The organism is Pseudolactococcus plantarum (genome assembly GCF_002441715.1).
In the GTDB taxonomy this organism is placed as follows: Bacteria; Bacillota; Bacilli; order Lactobacillales; family Streptococcaceae; genus Pseudolactococcus; species Pseudolactococcus plantarum.
Genome location: NZ_JXJX01000009.1, coordinates 1 through 14,635, shown reverse-complemented (window position 1 = coordinate 14,635; position 14,635 = coordinate 1). Strand labels below are relative to the sequence as shown.

The window sequence follows — 14,635 nt, the reverse complement described above, 5'->3', positions numbered from 1 at the left end:
CAAGCTGATCAACTATGACTAAAAAAATATATTTATCTGCCCTTCCGTATTGTGTTTGGTTATTCTTATTTGTTTTAGCGCCGATCGCGCTCTTAATCTATAAATCTTTTTTTAATCTCCATAATCAGTTTACACTAGCAAACTATGCGACCTATTTTACCAGTTGGACATATCTTAAGATGTCTTTAAACTCGGTGATTTATGCGGCAATTATCTCGCTCGTTACCTTGTTTGTCAGCTATCCCGCAGCTTATTTTTTAACGAAACTAAAGCATAAGCAACTCTGGTTGATGCTGATTATCTTACCAACCTGGATTAACTTATTACTTAAAGCCTATGCCTTTATCGGTATTTTTGGTCAAGATGGTGCCATTAATCAATTCTTATCATTTTTTGGTATCGGTAGCCAACAGCTACTCTTTACTGATTTTTCTTTTATTTTCGTGGCGTCTTATATAGAATTACCTTTTATGATTCTACCGATATTTAACGCGATTGATGATATAGATGATAATTTAATTAAAGCCGGGTATGATTTAGGGGCGACACGTTTTCAAAACTTTACTAGGATTATCTTTCCGCTTTCTATGAATGGTGTTCGATCTGGTGTGCAAGCTGTTTTTATCCCGAGTTTGAGTTTATTCATGTTAACACGCCTTATCGGTGGTAATCGCGTAATCACGCTAGGAACAGCGATAGAAGAACATTTTTTGGTTACACAGAACTGGGGGATGGGATCAACGATTGGTATGGTCTTGATCATCACCATGTTTATCGTCATGTTCTTAACTCGGAAAAGAGGTGATAGATCATGAGAAGACAGTTCAAATTTGAAAAAATTTACCTGATAGCTGTTTTTGCTATCCTTTATCTCCCAATTTTTTATTTGATTTTTTATGCCTTTAATAAAAATGGGAATATGAATGCCTTCACAGGGTTCACATTGACATATTTTAAGACTTTATTTGCTGATAGTCGCTTGATTTTGATTGTTGTTCAAACATTTTTTCTAGCTTTCTTATCAGCTTTACTGGCAACAATCATCGGTACATTTGGTACCATTTATATTCATCAAACGAAAAGTCGACGTCAAAATACATTATTAGCGTTAAACAGCGTGTTATTGGTATCACCTGATGTCATGATTGGGGCAAGTTTTTTAATTTTGATGACATCTATCGGCTTTAAACTTGGCTTTGCCTCTGTATTGCTGGCACATATCGCATTCTCGATTCCCATTGTTGTGCTTATGGTTTTACCGCGATTACAAGAAATGGACCAAGATATGGTCAATGCTGCTTATGACCTTGGTGCTAGCCAACGCCAAACCATGTTAGAGGTCATCTTGCCGTTTTTAACACCTGGTATTATTGCAGGGTTCTTTATGGCATTTACTTATTCGCTAGATGATTTTGCAGTCACTTTCTTTGTGACAGGCAATGGCTTTTCGACACTATCTGTTGAAATCTATTCTAGAGCACGTCATGGGATCTCTCTTGAAATTAATGCCTTATCTGCCTTAGTGTTTCTACTTTCAATTTTACTTGTAATCGGGTATTATATGATTATGAGGGATAAAGATGAAAAATAATTTAACTAAAAAAATTGTCCTGATCACGCTGGCTATTCTTGCCTTTGGTGCAGTTCTTGGTTTCTTTAATCGGACCAGTCATAATCAAGATAAGTCTGAGATTCCCAAGTTAACGTGGCAAGCTAATACCTATGTTTATGATAAGGCAAAGCTCTTATCTGATGGTACAAAAGACCAGTTAAATCAGAATCTAGGACAATTAGATCAAGGTAAAAAAGCACAAGTCATTGTCTTGACGGTTGACACCTTAGGTGGGCAAACCATCGAAACCTATGCCAACACCATTTTTAACAAAACAGGGATTGGTGATAAACAGACTGATAATGGCTTATTAATGCTGATCGCTAAAGATGAGAAGAAGGTATGGGTTGAAGTTGGACAAGGTCTTGAAGGAGACCTCAACGACGGTAAAGTTGGTCGGATACTAGATGATGACTTCGTGCCTTATCGTGCGAAAGATGATTATGATACAGCAGTCTTAAAAACGACAGCGGCATTTACAGGAGTCTTAACCGGACAAACCCCTGTATCTGACCCCTCAACTGATACCGCAAAACAGACGAATCAAGAGTCAAATGAAACAAGTAAAAACGCTGGTAGTCCACTTCCGGGCTTGATTTTACTAGGTGTCATCATCGCTGTCATTTTTGGTCTCGTGATAACAGGTCATGGGGACATCCTGCTATGGATTTTGATGTTATTCTTTAATAATCGTGGTGGCGGTGGTTCAGGCGGCTTCGGCGGCGGTTCATCAGGCGGTGGCGGTTTCGGCGGTGGCTCTTCATCAGGTGGCGGTGCTGGTCGCTAAACACCTGGAAATTGCTTATCTGTATCATGGGCTCAGCACTAGTTAGCAAACTTATTAACTACTTATAGAATATAAAATATAGAAAAGAGAATATTATGGACTTTCTGAAGAAAAATCGAGTTGTTGTTGGGATTATTGGTGTACTTGTTGTACTGATTATCGCCTTTTTCACTATCGGAAATGGTATCGTCAAACAAGAAAATCAAGTCGACTCAGCTTTTGCTGATGTTGATACACAGCTACAACGTCGTAATGACTTAATTCCAAACCTGGTGTCAACTGTAAAAGGTTATGCATCACATGAAGAAAAGATTTTTACAGCCATCTCAAATGCGCAAAGCGCCATGAGTAAAGCTGATACAGTCTCTGATAAAGCAGCAGCTAATGACCAAGTCTCATCAGCCCTTAATGGGTTATTAAGACTACAAGTAAGTTATCCAGATATCAAAGCTGATAAACAATTTACACAGTTAGCTGATGAATTAGCAGGTACTGAGAATCGTATCGCTGTCGCACGTACACGTTATAATGATGTGGTTAAATCTTATAATACAAAAGTCAGCTTATTCCCAACCTCTATCGTTGCTGGGATGAAGGGTGCGACTAAGAAAGACTACTTTAAAGCGAGTGCGTCTGCAAAAGATACACCTGCTGTTAATTTTGATGATTCTAGTAAATAAATGAAAAGATTAAGCTACTTTCTAGTTGGTGTTATCGTGATTATAGCGACACTAGGGTTATTTGCAGTCAAACTCTCAGCAGATAAAGGCAGTTCTGGTATTCACAATCAACTGACGATTTATAACTGGGGCGACTATATCGACGAGGGCCTACTACGTAAGTTTGAAAAAGAAACAGGTTATAAGGTTAACTATGTGACGTTTGATTCAAATGAGGCCATGTATACCAAGATCAAACAAGGTGGTACGACTTATGATATCGCCATACCGAGTGAGTATATGATCGATAAGATGCGCTCTGAAAAACTCTTAAATCCACTTGATTCGAGTAAAATCAAGGGCTTATCTAATCTAGATCCTAAGTTTTTGAATCAACCATTTGATCCCAATAATCACTACTCTGTTCCTTATTTTTGGGGGACACTAGGGATTGTCTATAATGACAAGTTAGTGAAAACACCACCAGCGCATTGGCAAGATTTATGGTCACCTGATTACCGGGATAACCTAATGTTGATCGATGGTGCGCGTGAGGTCATCGGTATGGCCTTAAATGAACAAGGCTATAGTCTCAACGCAACAGACATGGGACAGCTCAATAAAGCCTATGATCGGTTGAAACAGCTGACACCAAATATTAAAGCCATCGTAGCTGATGAAATCAAGCAGTACATGATTAATAATGAAGCAGCTGCAGCTGTGACATTCTCTGGTGAGGCGGCTGAGATGGTGAGTCAAAACAAGCATCTTCACTATGTCGTGCCTAGTGAAGGGTCTAACCTATGGTTTGATAATATCGTCATCCCTAAAACAGCTAAGAATTTCCCAGCAGCCTATGCCTTCATTAATTTTATGCTAGAGCCCAAAAATGCTGCCCAAAATGCTGAATATGTCGGCTATGCGACACCCAATGCAGCAGCTAAAAAATTATTACCTAAGGAAGCAACGGCTGACCAAGCATTTTATCCAAGTGATGAGGTCATGAACCATCTAGCCGTTTATAAAAACTTAGGACCAAAATACCTAGGCATCTATAATGACTTATTCTTATCCGTTAAGATGTATCGAAAATAAGTTAAGTAATAACTAGCCTGTCATCAAAAATAAAAATACATGATCATAATCATGTATTTTTTTGCTGTCATCTATCAATTTACTTGTCTTTAATCAGGTTTAAGAGTTTATCCTGAGTGATGACGGTACCTAACTTAGGATAGAGTTTTTCAAAAAATAGCTGATGTAAGTCACTATCACGATCAGTTGTCGCATCAGAGACGATATAGAGATGATAGCCATGTTGAAAGGCATCTAAAGCTGTCGCATAAACACCATTACTGCTGGTAATACCTGATAGAATGATGGTGTCAATCCCACGACGGCGGAGTTGCAAGTCTAAGTCTGTTCCAAAAAATGCACTGGGATTATGCTTAGTCACAGTGATGACGTTGGTTGCTGTCTCATCAGTCGCAATCTTAGGCAGTAAGGTATCATAATCTTTAGGTACTTGAATGTCTTGTGTTCGTGATACGCGATTAGGATGCAGGTAGTAGAAGGTCTTGGCATCTACTTTAACCAATGTAATCAAGGCTTCAGTATTTTTAAAGACTTGAGTCAACTGATTGGTTGCGCTTAATAGCTCATCACTTGTGTAGGGTGCTAAGTTACCAGTATGTACGATACCTGCTTGGATATCTATCGGGATATAAGCTGTTTTGGAAAAGTCTAGTGTGGTCATTTGTTTGCCCTTTCGTTTATTTGTTTGGGTGTTGGGATTAATTCAATCATAAAGTAAGTATTTATTTGATGATAGATAGCCTGCTGATCAGCTAATTTAAATTAGTTATAGTATACCTAATCTAGTACACGATGACAAAAATTTTGTAAGTATCTAGTGAATGATTTGTTCAAAGCTATCAATAAATAGTTGCTTTGAGATGCATGAGGCTCTCAAAAAAGTAGTTGGGCATATCCTTATCCCTTTCGCGAAGACATGATAGCTTTGCATAGTATGCTTGGTATTTGACATAGTTTCTTTGACGTGTTACACTAAAACATACCAGCGGTATCTATTAGACTATTGATAGCTAACGTAGATAATTTGTGAATTTAACATGAGGAGAAAAGATGGGAAGAGGTCGTCATCCAGAAGAAACAAGGCAAAAGATTTTGGCGGTATCGAAACAGTTATTTTTAGAAAAAGGCTTTGATAATACGTCGTTACAAGATATTATAGATCAGCTTGGTGGGCTAACTAAGGGCGTGATTTATCATCATTTTGATTCTAAATTTGGTATTTTACAAGCGATAGTGAGCGGTAATGATTTAGGAAGTAGCCATTTTGTTTGGCATGGGGATAGTGGTCTTGAAAGATTACAAAATTCATTAAAAGAAGCATTCAGTAATTTAGAAAGGCAAAAACTTGCTTATTCAGCCACGATAACACTTCGTAGTCCAAGATTACTTGGAGAACACTATTTAGCCATTTTTGAAAACAGTGTCCCAGAAATTCAAAAACAAGTCCAAGAGGGGATTGATGATGGGTCTATCGTGACAAATTATCCTGAAGAAGTAGCGGATTTGATCGTACTGACATTTAATATTTGGATTGGGTTTCAAACGCCTGTATTAACAGAACAAGCATTGAGACGTAAAATAGCATTTGTCAAATTAACCTTTGACGGGTTAGGGGTACCATTAATCACTGATGACATGCTATCATTGATTTATGATCTATTTGCCAAGTTAAAACAATCAACAGATTAAAGTTAGGCGGGGTGAATGCATAAAGTATACGATCCGTCTAAATTTTAGTCTATAACATACCAGTAGTATGTTATGGCTATTAAAGAAAGCAAATTTTTTTAGCCGATTACATACTATCAGTATGTAATCATGGTATACATATAAAAAATGAAAAAAAGGAGATACAAAAATGTTAACACTGATACAAAAGGAAATAGGCAATCTACCAAAAATGAAGCTGTTATCTGTTTGGCTCATATTACTTGGTGTGATGACTGTCATCACATCGATCATTGTACTGGGACTAGGTACCAATAACCAACTAACAGAGATCATCATACAGAACCAAATAGCATTTAACGACCACGGTAATGCTTGGGCAGGATGGCCATTAGCTACGTCACTTTTTGGGTCATTATTTACACAGGTCACATTTTTATTTTTTGAAGCCTACTTAATCTCAGTCATTATCATCGAAGCAGTTAGACAGCAATCGAGCAATCAATTATCTTCACATCCCATTAGGAACATGAAACTACTATGGTGCAAGATTCTGGTCGTTGTGAGTCTTTCATTTGTTGCACAGGTTGTTGCTGCGATCATCGTGCAACTCTTGATTAAGCTAATTGCTATTGAAACTGGAAGTAGCTATTCGCTTACGGTAACATCTTTTATACATCTACTAGTGATAATGGTAGGAACTGTATTAGTCGGCTTATTGCCATTAGTATTTGGTATGATTCGGTATTCGACGATAATGACCATGCTATCGTCTGTTATCCTTTCAGGAATCCTATCAAATGCGTTCCCAGGCACATTATCAAATAGTTTGATGAACAGCCTGCCATGTCTCTTGGTCGGCAGTATCATGAGTTTGAGTTGCGTGTCGATATGTGTGTTTACTTCTGTAAAAAAAGTCACTAACACACAATAAATGTCAGAGGTGTGAGATCGTTAAGGTATGGTGTCATCTGTTATAAAGCGGATCTTTTCATTTGTGAATGGGAATCGTTATGGGATATGATATAATAACATCATGATGAAATTTAAGAAAAATGACAAGTTTGAAGCAGAGGTAATCGATTTAACACATGAAGGATCAGGTGTTGTGAAAGTTGATGGCTACCCATTTTTTGTGGAAAATGCCCTACCTGGTGAAAAAATAGAGATGCGCGTCCTAAAGACTGGTAAAAAGTTTGGCTTTGGAAAAGTAGAAAGCTATATCAAAACGTCTCCTTACCGTGTGACAGACATTAATCTCGACTACTTGAGAACTGGGATAGCGGATTTTGGTCATCTCCAGTATGCAGAACAGCTGAACTTTAAACGCAAGCAAGTCAGTGAATTGTTACGCAAAACTGCTGGGAAAGTGGACTTTCCTGTGCTTGACACACTAAAAAGTCCAAAAGAAACGCACTACCGCAATAAAGCTAGCATTCCGGTTAGAACAGTTAAAGGTGTTTTAGAAACTGGTTTTTTCCGGAAACAATCACACAGTCTTGTGCCAGTCGAAGATTTTTATATCCAACAGCCTGAGATTGATGCGATTGTCCTTGCAGTGCGTGATCTGCTTCGAAACTATGGCATCAAAGCCTATAATGAAGTAGAAAATACAGGCTTCATACGTAATATCGTTGTCCGTAGAGGCTATGCGAGTGGTGAGGTCATGGTGATTTTTGTGACCAGAAAAGCAGCTTTTTTCAAAAAGGATGACATTGTTAAGGCATTAACAGCTCAGTTTCCAGAGATAAAATCAATCATGCAGACAGTGAATAGCTCAACCGGCAATGCGATCTTTGGCCCTGAGTGGCATACCCTTTACGGGCAAGACTATATTACAGATAGCATGTTAGGTAAGCAGTATCAGATTTCAGGCCCTTCTTTTTATCAGGTCAATACAGCAGCAGCAGAACTGTTATACCAAACAGCGATAAAATTTGCTGATTTGACAAAAGATGATATCGTTATCGATGCTTATTCAGGGATTGGGACTATTGGACTATCGTTTGCTGACCAGGTCAAACACGTTTACGGTGTCGAAGTGATTGATGCCGCTGTAGAAAATGCTAGAAAAAATGCCACACTAAATGGCATCACAAATGCGACCTATGTGACTGGTAAGGCTGAGGAAGTTATGGCAGACTGGCTAAGACAAGATATCCAGCCTAATGTTATCTTAGTCGACCCACCACGTAAAGGGCTAGATGAAGCCTTTATCGAGGCAGCAGCAAGTACCAAAGCTCGTAGCATCGTCTATATCTCATGTAATGCAGCGACATTTGCGCGTGACGTCACGCGCTTTGAAGCACTAGGCTACAACCTAGATAAAGTCCAACCCGTGGACTTGTTCCCGCAGACACATCATGTGGAGTTGGTAGGAATACTGTCAAAAAAATAAGCATTAGCGTTTATGAAATCTACTAATGGTAGGTGAAAGTAGCTTGTGGTAAACTATGTCACCATTTGATTTTGACTCATGCACCACTTTCCTGTTAGTTTGTACTAGACGTCCAGAAAGAAGTAGAAAATGACGATTGAACAATTCATAAAAACTTATTGTCAAAGTGAAGTCACATACTATGCAGACGAATTACACAAAACCCATTTAGGAGAAAAACCAAAGTCTTACACACAAAATGCTAAAGGGGAACATTCTCAAAAAGAACATCTTTTAATAAATGTAGGTTATCAAAAAAGTGGGATTGTTGCATTTTATAAAAATGTGAAAAATCCTGAACTACTTTTATATATTGCTGAGTCTGTAGGTGTAGAAAAGGAAATGATAGAGACATGTTTCAATGACCTTTTAGATACATTTCCAACAAATAGACCCCATGTCCAAAAAATGAAAACGATTATAATGAAGCATATACCAAGTCAAATGATTCAAGACAATCTAGTCAATATCACAAACTAGTCGTTGAGGAGTTTTTGTATATTTAAGCTACGAGTGACTAGACTTCATCAAGTATAAAGGATAAAAACACCTTAGTATAATGTGTTTCATAATTCATAAGAGAGTTCGAGCTTTTTGCGTTCGAGCTCTTTTTTGTGTATTTTCAGAAATATATGAGTAAGAGAATTTTGATAGTTAATTCGGTAACTAGAAGATGAAAAAAAGCAAAGGTAGTTAGCCTCTGCCTTATCGATTGCTTGAATCCGTCTCGCTATTGTTATGGGAACTGATATATTGTTTAAATGTCATACCTGACCATTTTTTAAAAGCTCTTGAGAAAGCACTCGCTTCTGAATACCCAACTAAATAGGCAATCTCTTCAATTGTTTGATGTTCTTGTGTTGCAAAAAAAACGGCCATGCTAAATTGTACAGTTTGTAACTCTCCTTTAAAGCTTGTCTGTTCTGCTTTAAGTTTGCGCTGTAAAGTCCTTTGGCTCAACCCTAATTTTTGAGATAATATGCTTAAAGAAAAATCACCTGAAGCAACAATCTTCTGTAGTTCCTGATGCACCATATTCATGAACGGTTTCTCGCTTTTGATGGCTTGAAGTTGCCGCTCTAACTCAGGCGCAATCATGTGCCACATCGTATTATTTTTTGTGAAAAAAGGTTTTTCCAAATCAGCTAGGAGGAAAGTTATGGAAACGTCTTGTGAATTTTTTGATGGTGTTTTAAAATATTCAAGAATTTTGTCGCCTAATTGATAAGGTTGCTGAATTTGAGCAGGGACAATCTGTTCATTGGTACCAGTTCTGATAATGCCAAGGATAAAGCACAACTCATTGACTACTGAAAAGTAGGAAAGATGATAGTGGGATGTTTGTGGTTTTATATGAACAGTAACTTTGTTTTTGTCTTGTATCATATCAATAGCTATTGGCGCAAAAATTGTTTTGTATTTTAAAAAACGATGAAGTGCTTGTAAACCATTAGCTGCAGATAGTGCAGCAAAAACTGCTGGCTTAAACAACTTTAAGTTTTCTATATCACTGACCATTAACATCTGTTCATCTGAAAGATGACGAGAGAGAACCTCTTTAAATTTAAAATATTGTGCTTCATCTAAGTGAACCACACCCTGCCATAGGAGATTAGGAATTTTAGCTTCAGCTAATAAAGTGGCCAAATCGATTTTGTTCTTGGTTAAAAATCTTTGGAAATGTTGATCTACGCAAATTTTCATATTGTCTTCTTCTTTGGTTTAATTTGCATGCATCATCATCCAGTCAAATAAGCGTGTTGGCAAAATCGTATGTAAAAATACAATTGGTTTAGCAGCAAAGCCAATGAGATAACGTGTTTTTGGCTTTTTGTGATTGACGACTTTAGCGATTGCTTTGGCTATAACTTTAGGATCACTCATCATCTTGCTAGCATATTGTTTTTGGATGCCTTTGGCAGTGTTTAAAGCTGCTGTTTCATAAGCACCACCCTTAGCTGAAGTGGCAAGATGATCTGCAGCGATAAATCCCCATGGTGTTTTGATGCCACCAGGCTCTATAATAGCAACATCGATACCAAATGCTTTTACTTCCATACGCAGTGCATCGCTGAAAGCCTCAAGTGCATATTTTGTTGCATGATACCACGCACCAAAATAGGTCGTGACACGCCCACCCATGGATGAAATATTGATAATTTTGCCAGACTTTTGCTTGCGCATACTTGGTAAAATTAGTTGGGTTAGTCTGGCTAGACCAAACAAATTCACTTCAAATTGTCTTTTGGCCTCAACAATAGATACATCTTCTATAGCACCATAAGCACCATATCCTGCGTTATTAACCAAGATATCGATTTTTCCTTCTCGATTTAAAATTTCTTCAACTGCTAGTTTTGTACTTGCTTCGCTCGTGATATCTAAGTGAAGAGGTTTGACGCCAATCATTTTAAGCTTTTTTAGTTTTTCTGATTGGCGACCAGCACCATAAACACTATGTCCTTGTTTGACTAGAAGTTCTGCAGCTTGAAACCCAATACCACTCGTTGCACCTGTAATTAAGATTACTTTCATTTTCTATCCCTCACTTTGTTTACAAAAATAGTTTAACATATTACTGTGATGATAAAAATGACACTTCACGCCATTTTATAGTTAAATGATGATATGAGATTGGTTGACTGTTAAATACTTTATCATAGATGGTGTTTGGAGATACAGTGAGTTAATTACAAGAGGATAGTCAATTATAAAACCTATTTATCACTTTACAAATAGTAGCAAAAAACATATAATTTCCATATAGAAACTATATAGAGGAGGCAGTGATGACAGACTTAAAAATCGCTTTAATGGATTTGCAGTGTGAGATGGTTGCAGAACGTTCCTTGGCTAATCCTGATGATATTACCTGGTTACAATACGATATATTGAACCGATTAGACAAATCAGAAAAAGTTTTACCGTCATATTTAAGTGTCAGCTTAGGTGTTTCCAGAACTAAGTTGTCAAAATCTCTCAAAAACTTAAAAGCATTAGGACTTATCGAGCAATCACCTAGCCTAACTGATGGGCGGGAGTTATATACATCAATAACGGCTCATGGAGTGAAGTTATTAGCTAGCATTTCAGATAGACATCACTTACTACATCAAACAGCTTTTCATGCTTTGACTGTCCAAGAACAAAAGGATTTTGCTACTCTAGCTAATAAATTTTCAACTGCGCTTAGAAAGGAGCGTATAGGAAGACATGAATGATGCTATTAATATTCAAAATGCTAGCACAAATAATCTTAAACATGTATCTGTTAAAATTCCTAAGCACAAGATTGTTGCAGTCACAGGTGTATCAGGATCTGGCAAGTCTTCTTTAGTGTTTGATACGATTGCCAGTGAATCACAGCGGTTATTAACTGAGACCTATTCGAGTTATATGCAACATTTACTGCCTAAGTACAAGAAACCAATCGTAGATACGATCAGTAATTTGCCAGTTTCTTTGGTTATTAATCAAAAAAAAATTCAAGGAAATGCCAGATCAACAGTCGGCACCATTACAGATATTTATTCAAGTTTAAGACTTTTATATTCTAGGATGGCTATCCCGTTTATTGGTTATTCCATGATTTACTCATTCAACCATCCAGATGGCATGTGCAAAAGGTGTAAAGGATTAGGAGTAGTAAAGGAAATCGATGTAGATAGGTTAATTGATTTTGATAAATCTTTAAACGATGGTGCTATAGTATTTCCAACTTTTCAGGCTAAAGGATGGCGCTTATCAAGATATACCGAGTCAGGATTTTTTGATAATGATAAAAAACTCTCAGATTATGATCAAGATGAACTTAAGCTACTCTTGTACTCAGAAAAGTTAAAACCTCAAAATCCTAGTCAAGCATGGCATAAATCTGCTGACTATATCGGTGTGATACCAAGGATGGTAGAGAGTTTTCTGAATGTATCAGACACAAAATATAAAAAAGACCTAGATAAGATAGTCAAAACTGATATCTGTCCTCTTTGTCAGGGCACACGATTATCTAGCAAGGTCTTAAGTGCAAAAATAAAAGGGAATTCAATTGCGGATTGCTGTGACATGTCAGTTATTGACCTGTGTAAGTTTGTAACTAGTATTACAGATAAATCTGTATCCACTATTGTAGATGATTTAATCAGAAAACTAGAAAATTTGTGTGATGTAGGATTAGGCTACCTGACTTTAAATAGAGCAACAACAACATTATCTGGTGGGGAATCTCAAAGAATCAAAATAACGAAATATCTAAACAGTGCCTTAACTGATGTCCTCTATATTTTTGATGAGCCTAGCGTTGGTCTTCATCCTCAAGATCTTGAAGGGATTATCAAGTTATTTAGAGATATTAGAGATAAGGGGAATTCGATTATATTTGTAGATCATGATCCTGATATGATTGCAATTGCTGATGAGGTGATTAATTTTGGTGAAGGCGCAGGTGCTGATGGCGGTAACATCACCTTTCAAGGAAGTTATCAGCAACTCTTAAACTCTAACACCTTAACTGAGAAAGCACTATCTCAATCACATGATATTAACCCTAATCAAAAAACATTTGACGCGTATTATCGACTTAAACATGTATCTAAAAATAATATTAGAAATATGTCCATAAAAATCCCTAAAAAAGCATTGACTCTGGTAACAGGAGTGGCTGGATCAGGTAAGAGTACCTTGATCAGATATTTATTTAAAGCAAAATATCCTCAAGCAATGATTTTAGATCAAAAAATGCCCCATGTCAGTCATCGGTCGAACCTTGTCACTTATTTAGCGATCTTTGATGAGATAAAAAAAGTATATGCGACAGCAAATCATGTCGATAAAGCATTGTTTTCACCCACAGGAAAAGGTGCATGTCCAGAATGTCGCGGAAAAGGAGTCATCAAACTAGATTTAGCCTATTTGGGAGATACTTATCAGGTTTGCGAAAGGTGTAATGGTCAAAAATATAATGACTTAGCCTTATCGTATCAGTATAAAGGGAAGCATATTCATGAGTTACTAGCTTTAACAGTGAAAGAAGCACAAGCTGTGTTCTTCGATAATCCAAAGATTAAAAAAGTCCTACAAGCTTTAATCAAGGCAAATTTGTCATATATTAGCCTTGGACAAAGCTTAGCTAGTTTTTCTGGAGGTGAACTTCAACGGCTAAAAATTGCTCAGTTATTATCGAAAAAAAGCTCCGGTATCATCATCTTAGATGAACCTAGTACAGGCTTGCACGAAGCGGACATAGATAAGTTGCTTAAGCTGCTGAATCAATTAAACTTAGATGGCAATACCGTGATCGTTCTAGAACATAATCTCTCCATCATCAGTCAGGCAGACTGGATTATCGATCTAGGATTAAAAGGTGGAGACTTAGGAGGCCAGCTACTATTCCAAGGCTATCCTATAGATATGCTGTCATGTCAAAACTCCTATACGGCTAAACATCTGAGACGGTTTATAGCTAAAAATACTGAGATAGAGAAAAGTTGATTAGTTTTAGGGTTTAAAGGAGTTGAGGAGTGTTGTATTTATCTTGGTCATGCGTAAGATATTATTTATATGTCACGTATGGTAGTGATGGTTGCGCGTGATGTTATGTGCTTTGAATACTATGTCAACAGTTAGATAAACTTTAACTTAAGAGATTTGTAAATTTTTGAGATTTCAGATTTTGGTCTGAGGTCTTTTTTTAGTTTCTAGGGACATATGGAGCATTAGTTTATTGATAGCTGGGGAGGTAAATAGGATATAAAAAAAGCAGAAGTAGTTAACCTATGCTTATGTGGTTATTCAGATTTTTCGATGTCGTTTAGTGAACGACCATTTGTGTCTTTCCAAGCTTCCTTACCGTTGACCCTTCCACCAATGACAAAGGCGGCTGCATATGAAGGTGAATTGAATAGTATATTTTCTTGAAGGATACCATCAATGATTAAGCCGTCTTTCTGTCGCATTTTCCTAATTTTTTCAGGAATGGAATTAGAGTCGATGACTTCAATATGACTAAACTTTGACAATATAATACTTTGGCTAGATGAATTGATTTTGTATACTATGAATTTGATTTATTTTTCATCATAATCAATTTTTTGTTTTCTCTTCAGTCAGTTAATTATAATTTATTTAATTGTTATATTTTGGTAATAACTCTAATATTAATTATTTAATATGGTAATATTATTATATATATATAAAGTAAATATAATTTTAGTTAACTATTGGAGTGAGATACATGTTGAAATATAGAGTTTTGAATTTAAATTTAAAAAAAGGAGAACTAGAAAATAAACTTGAAAAAATGTTTATTGATGTCTTAAATAATAATCCAGTTGTCTATATTTACTACAATTTAAATGATGCTATCCTTAAATCTTAGAGTC

General features: G+C 36.7%; 15 protein-coding genes. 11 read left to right on the top strand and 4 right to left on the bottom strand.

Annotated features, from left to right (window positions below; genetic code table 11):
* Positions 1 to 14: 14 nt before the first annotated feature.
* From RU87_RS06755 to RU87_RS06735, 5 genes are all read left to right on the top strand, one after another.
* A complete protein-coding gene (locus tag RU87_RS06755) occupies positions 15 to 815 on the top strand; it encodes an ABC transporter permease (RefSeq protein ID WP_068163425.1) in 801 nt (266 codons plus the stop codon).
* Entirely contained in the window at positions 812 to 1,591 is a 780-nt protein-coding gene (locus RU87_RS06750) for an ABC transporter permease (protein WP_068163428.1), read from the top strand. Before RU87_RS06755 ends, RU87_RS06750 begins: the two co-directional genes overlap by 4 nt.
* Positions 1,581 to 2,399 carry a TPM domain-containing protein gene (locus RU87_RS09655; protein WP_068163430.1) on the top strand — a complete coding sequence of 273 codons (819 nt, stop codon included), beginning with the start codon at positions 1,581 to 1,583 and terminating at the stop codon, positions 2,397 to 2,399. Before RU87_RS06750 ends, RU87_RS09655 begins: the two co-directional genes overlap by 11 nt.
* A 95-nt stretch (positions 2,400 to 2,494) precedes the next feature.
* Positions 2,495 to 3,079: a LemA family protein gene (locus RU87_RS06740; RefSeq protein ID WP_068163433.1), complete on the top strand. Its 585-nt coding sequence runs from the start codon at positions 2,495 to 2,497 to the stop codon at positions 3,077 to 3,079.
* On the top strand, positions 3,080 to 4,153 hold the full coding sequence (locus RU87_RS06735; RefSeq protein ID WP_068163442.1) for an ABC transporter substrate-binding protein: 1,074 nt from the start codon (positions 3,080 to 3,082) through the stop codon (positions 4,151 to 4,153).
* Positions 4,154 to 4,232: 79 nt separating this feature from the next.
* Here the strand turns inward: RU87_RS06735 and RU87_RS06730 are convergent, their stop codons facing one another.
* Positions 4,233 to 4,814 carry an isochorismatase family protein gene (locus RU87_RS06730; protein WP_068163445.1) on the bottom strand — a complete coding sequence of 194 codons (582 nt, stop codon included), beginning with the start codon at positions 4,812 to 4,814 and terminating at the stop codon, positions 4,233 to 4,235.
* 389 nt (positions 4,815 to 5,203) lie between these two features.
* Here RU87_RS06730 and RU87_RS06725 point away from each other — a divergent pair, with 389 nt between their 5' ends.
* The 4 genes from RU87_RS06725 to RU87_RS06710 all read left to right on the top strand — a co-directional run bounded on the left by RU87_RS06725 (position 5,204) and on the right by RU87_RS06710 (position 8,738).
* Positions 5,204 to 5,842 (top strand): TetR/AcrR family transcriptional regulator, encoded by a 639-nt coding sequence (locus RU87_RS06725; RefSeq protein WP_068163447.1) that lies wholly within the window; start codon positions 5,204 to 5,206, stop codon positions 5,840 to 5,842.
* A 169-nt stretch (positions 5,843 to 6,011) separates the two neighbouring features.
* Positions 6,012 to 6,755 carry a hypothetical protein gene (locus tag RU87_RS06720; protein WP_068163450.1) on the top strand — a complete coding sequence of 248 codons (744 nt, stop codon included), beginning with the start codon at positions 6,012 to 6,014 and terminating at the stop codon, positions 6,753 to 6,755.
* A 102-nt stretch (positions 6,756 to 6,857) separates the two neighbouring features.
* On the top strand, positions 6,858 to 8,219 hold the full coding sequence (gene rlmD / locus RU87_RS06715) for a 23S rRNA (uracil(1939)-C(5))-methyltransferase RlmD (protein WP_068163453.1): 1,362 nt from the start codon (positions 6,858 to 6,860) through the stop codon (positions 8,217 to 8,219).
* Positions 8,220 to 8,348: 129 nt separating this feature from the next.
* Positions 8,349 to 8,738 (top strand): hypothetical protein, encoded by a 390-nt coding sequence (locus RU87_RS06710; RefSeq protein ID WP_068163456.1) that lies wholly within the window; start codon positions 8,349 to 8,351, stop codon positions 8,736 to 8,738.
* Between the two features lie 225 nt (positions 8,739 to 8,963).
* Here the strand turns inward: RU87_RS06710 and RU87_RS06705 are convergent, their stop codons facing one another.
* Positions 8,964 to 9,962: a helix-turn-helix domain-containing protein gene (locus RU87_RS06705; RefSeq protein ID WP_068163461.1), complete on the bottom strand. Its 999-nt coding sequence runs from the start codon at positions 9,960 to 9,962 to the stop codon at positions 8,964 to 8,966.
* An 18-nt stretch (positions 9,963 to 9,980) separates the two neighbouring features.
* Complete coding sequence (locus RU87_RS06700) at positions 9,981 to 10,793, bottom strand: oxidoreductase (RefSeq protein ID WP_068163462.1); 813 nt, start codon at positions 10,791 to 10,793, stop codon at positions 9,981 to 9,983.
* A 254-nt stretch (positions 10,794 to 11,047) separates the two neighbouring features.
* Between RU87_RS06700 and RU87_RS06695 the strand changes: the two genes are divergently transcribed.
* On the top strand, positions 11,048 to 11,479 hold the full coding sequence (locus tag RU87_RS06695; RefSeq protein ID WP_068163464.1) for a MarR family winged helix-turn-helix transcriptional regulator: 432 nt from the start codon (positions 11,048 to 11,050) through the stop codon (positions 11,477 to 11,479).
* Complete coding sequence (locus RU87_RS06690; protein ID WP_068163466.1) at positions 11,472 to 13,745, top strand: ATP-binding cassette domain-containing protein; 2,274 nt, start codon at positions 11,472 to 11,474, stop codon at positions 13,743 to 13,745. Before RU87_RS06695 ends, RU87_RS06690 begins: the two co-directional genes overlap by 8 nt.
* 296 nt (positions 13,746 to 14,041) lie before the next feature.
* Here RU87_RS06690 and RU87_RS06685 read toward each other — a convergent pair whose 3' ends face one another.
* On the bottom strand, positions 14,042 to 14,275 hold the full coding sequence (locus tag RU87_RS06685; protein ID WP_489752595.1) for a DUF4357 domain-containing protein: 234 nt from the start codon (positions 14,273 to 14,275) through the stop codon (positions 14,042 to 14,044).
* Between the last annotated feature and the right edge of the window lie 360 nt (positions 14,276 to 14,635).

Bases quoted from the DNA above. Each gene is read 5' to 3' on its own strand.
- RU87_RS06725 (WP_068163447.1), top strand. From the start codon at position 5,204: ATGGGAAGAGGTCGTCATCCAGAAGAAACAAGGCAAAAGATTTTGGCG.
- RU87_RS09655 (WP_068163430.1), top strand. From the start codon at position 1,581: ATGAAAAATAATTTAACTAAAAAAATTGTCCTGATCACGCTGGCTATT.
- RU87_RS06740 (WP_068163433.1), top strand. From the start codon at position 2,495: ATGGACTTTCTGAAGAAAAATCGAGTTGTTGTTGGGATTATTGGTGTA.
- RU87_RS06695 (WP_068163464.1), top strand. From the start codon at position 11,048: ATGACAGACTTAAAAATCGCTTTAATGGATTTGCAGTGTGAGATGGTT.
- RU87_RS06705 (WP_068163461.1), bottom strand. From the start codon at position 9,962: ATGAAAATTTGCGTAGATCAACATTTCCAAAGATTTTTAACCAAGAAC.
- RU87_RS06735 (WP_068163442.1), top strand. From the start codon at position 3,080: ATGAAAAGATTAAGCTACTTTCTAGTTGGTGTTATCGTGATTATAGCG.
- rlmD (WP_068163453.1), top strand. From the start codon at position 6,858: ATGATGAAATTTAAGAAAAATGACAAGTTTGAAGCAGAGGTAATCGAT.
- RU87_RS06690 (WP_068163466.1), top strand. From the start codon at position 11,472: ATGAATGATGCTATTAATATTCAAAATGCTAGCACAAATAATCTTAAA.
- RU87_RS06700 (WP_068163462.1), bottom strand. From the start codon at position 10,793: ATGAAAGTAATCTTAATTACAGGTGCAACGAGTGGTATTGGGTTTCAA.
- RU87_RS06755 (WP_068163425.1), top strand. From the start codon at position 15: ATGACTAAAAAAATATATTTATCTGCCCTTCCGTATTGTGTTTGGTTA.
- RU87_RS06710 (WP_068163456.1), top strand. From the start codon at position 8,349: ATGACGATTGAACAATTCATAAAAACTTATTGTCAAAGTGAAGTCACA.
- RU87_RS06730 (WP_068163445.1), bottom strand. From the start codon at position 4,814: ATGACCACACTAGACTTTTCCAAAACAGCTTATATCCCGATAGATATC.
- RU87_RS06750 (WP_068163428.1), top strand. From the start codon at position 812: ATGAGAAGACAGTTCAAATTTGAAAAAATTTACCTGATAGCTGTTTTT.
- RU87_RS06720 (WP_068163450.1), top strand. From the start codon at position 6,012: ATGTTAACACTGATACAAAAGGAAATAGGCAATCTACCAAAAATGAAG.